Source organism: Thauera phenylacetica B4P (genome assembly GCF_000310225.1).
GTDB lineage: Bacteria > Pseudomonadota > Gammaproteobacteria > Burkholderiales > Rhodocyclaceae > Thauera > Thauera phenylacetica.
This window is the reverse complement of record NZ_AMXF01000363.1, coordinates 1-2,693: the sequence shown is the minus strand read 5'-3', so window position 1 is coordinate 2,693 and position 2,693 is coordinate 1. Positions and strand designations below refer to the sequence as shown.

The following is a 2,693-nucleotide window of genomic DNA, read 5'->3' as shown; positions in this document are numbered from 1 at the left end:
GCGGGCAGCGCGGCCAGGGCCGGGGGCGACGTCGCGCCCGCGCCCGTGGGCGGCGGCGCGGGCGGGCGGCGCAGGAAGCTGAGCGGGGCGGACATTCAGGCGGTCGGCAGGTTGATGTTGAGCAGCTGCGGGCGGGTGTATTCGAGCAGGCCCTCGAGGCCGAACTCGACCCCGAAGCCCGACATCTTGCAGCCGCCGAAGGGGCAGTGCGGCAAGACCTCGGCGTGGCCGTTGATCCACACCGTGCCGCACTCCAGGCGGTTCGCCACCGCGCGCGCGGCCTCCGGGTCGCCCGACCACACCGAGCCGCCGAGGCCGTTGGTGCTGGCGTTGGCCAGCCGCACCGCCTCGTCCACGTCGCGGTAGCGGATCACCGGCAGCACCGGGCCGAACTGCTCCTCGTCCACCAGCCGGGTGCCGTCGGCGATGTCGGCGACGAGGGTCGGCGGGTAGAAGTAGCCCTTCCCGGGGAGGGGTTCGCCGCCGCACAGGATGCGGGCGCCTGCGGCGCGCGCGTCCTCGACGAGCTCGCACACGCGCTCGAACTGGTCGCGGTTCTGGATCGGCCCGAAGCTCGTGCCCTCGTCGAGGCCGTTGCCCACCTTCTGCCGCGCGGCGATGGCCACCAGGTGGCGGCACATGTCCTCGTACTGCGACTCGTGCACATACAGGCGCTTGAGCGCGGCGCAGGTCTGTCCCATGTTGAGGAAGGCGCTGCCGAACACGCCCTCGGCGATCGCGCCGATGTCGGTTCCCGGCAGCACGATCCCGGCGTCGTTGCCGCCGAGCTCCAGGGTGAGCCGCTTCAGCGTGTCGGCGGCGTTGCGCATGATGTCCTGGCCGGTGCGCGTCGAGCCGGTGAACACGATCTTCTGGATGCCCGCATGGCCGGAGATCTCGCGCCCGAGCGCGCCGCCGCCGGCGACCGCATTCACCAGCCCGGGCGGCGCCACCTCGTCGATCAGCTCGACCAGGCGCAGGGTGTTGAGCGGGGTCAGCTCGGAGGGCTTGATCACCACCGCGTTGCCGGCACGCAGCGCGGGCATGATGTGCCACACCGCGATCATCAGCGGCCAGTTCCACGGCGTGATCGAGCCCACCACGCCGAGCGGGCGGCGGTGCAGCTCGATGCGCTTGCCCGGGCGGTCCTCGATGACCTCGACCGGCAGCTCGAGCGCGGCGGTGGCGCGCGTCCACGCCACCGCGCCGCCGACCTCCATGTGCGCGAGCGCGAGCGGCTTGCCCTGCTCGCGGACGATGATCTCGGCGAGCTCGGGCGCGTTCTGTTCGATGCGTGCGGCGATCGCTTCGAGCAAGGCGCGGCGCTCCGCGCAGGTGCTGTGCTGCCACTGCTCGAAGGCACGCCCGGCGGCCGCCACCGCCTCGTCGAGCTGCGCGGGGGAGGCGTTCGGGCACTCGGCGAAGGCCTCGCCGAGCGCGGGGTCGATGACCGGCAGGGTGCCGCGGTCGCCGGCGAGCTTGCGGCCGTCGATGACGAGGGAGGGCGTCTTGTTCATGGAACGGATCCTGGCAGGGGTTGGAGGGCGTGGTGACGGGCTCGAGGCGGCAGCGCCGACGCCGTCGCGGCCGGCATCCGGGAGGGAGGAGACCGGATGCCGGCCGGCGTCGAAGGTGCTCGGGCAGCAGGGCAGCGGCCGTCATCCCGGCGCGCCGAGCGTCGCGCGAGCGCATCCGTGATGCGGACGCTCCTTGCCTTGGGGACGGGCTTGCGGGTCCGCAGGCCGTGCCCTGCCTCCGTGGATGGGAAGACTAGCCGCGCGCTGTAAACCAGCTTTTCAGGATTTGTGCGGAATTGTGCGCAGTTGTAGCGCCCGCGGGGGATGCGGGCGGCTTCAGCGCGCCGCGCCTTCGACCACCGCGTCCACGTCCTGCGGGTCGAAGGCGCGCAGGGTCGCGATGCTGTCCTCGAACAGCGGCTGCAGCGCGCTGGCCTGGGCGCGCAGGTCGGCCGGCAGCGGCGTGCGCTCGAGCTCGCGGCAACGCGTGGAGAACGCGACCAGGCCGAGGTTCGCCGCCATGCCGACGAGCCGGTGCAGGCGCTCGCGTTGCAGCGCGGGGTCGGCGCTCGCGGCGAACTCGGCGAGCCCGGCGCGGCCCTGCTCGGCGAGCATGTCCATCATCGGCCGCAGGCGGTCGCCGCCGAGGCGGGCGAAGTGCGTGGCCAGCAGGCGCGTGTCGACCAGGGCGCTCGCCGGCACCTCCACAGGCGCGGATAGCGGGGGCTGCACGGGCTGTACGGGCGGCGCGCGCGGTTCGTGGAGGCTGCGGATCAGCTCGTCGAAGTCGAAGGGCTTGCCGACGACCGCGTCCACCCCGGCCTCGCGGTAACGCCCCACCTCGTCGGTGGTGATCGAGGCGGTGAGCGCGACGATGCGCACGCCGGCCTTGCGCGCGTCGGGATGGCGGCGGATGCGGCGTGCGACCTCCATGCCGTCGAGGTCCGGGAGGTGGATGTCGAGCAGGATCGTGTCGAAGGCCTCGCGCTCGTGGAGCTCGAGCGCGCCGTAGCCGTCGACCGCGAAGCGCGCGCTGTGCCCCTCGTCCTCGAGCAGCGTGCCGACGATGCTGCGGTTCAGCTCCACGTCCTCCACCACCAGCACGCGCAGGCTCGCCTGGCGGCGGGCGCCGTGCGGCCGCGGCGAGGCCTGCGGCGCCGGGGCCGCGCGCGGGTA

At 73.5% G+C, this 2,693-nt stretch carries 2 protein-coding genes; both read right to left on the bottom strand.

The features are described 5' to 3' along the window. Positions 1 to 95 precede the first annotated feature (95 nt). Positions 96 to 1,517, bottom strand: a complete 1,422-nt coding sequence (locus tag C667_RS21945; protein WP_004385169.1) for an aldehyde dehydrogenase family protein — start codon at positions 1,515 to 1,517, stop codon at positions 96 to 98. 336 nt (positions 1,518 to 1,853) lie between these two features. Beyond that, positions 1,854 to 2,693: response regulator (locus C667_RS21940; protein WP_004385168.1), on the bottom strand; the 840-nt coding region annotated here is incomplete at its 5' end.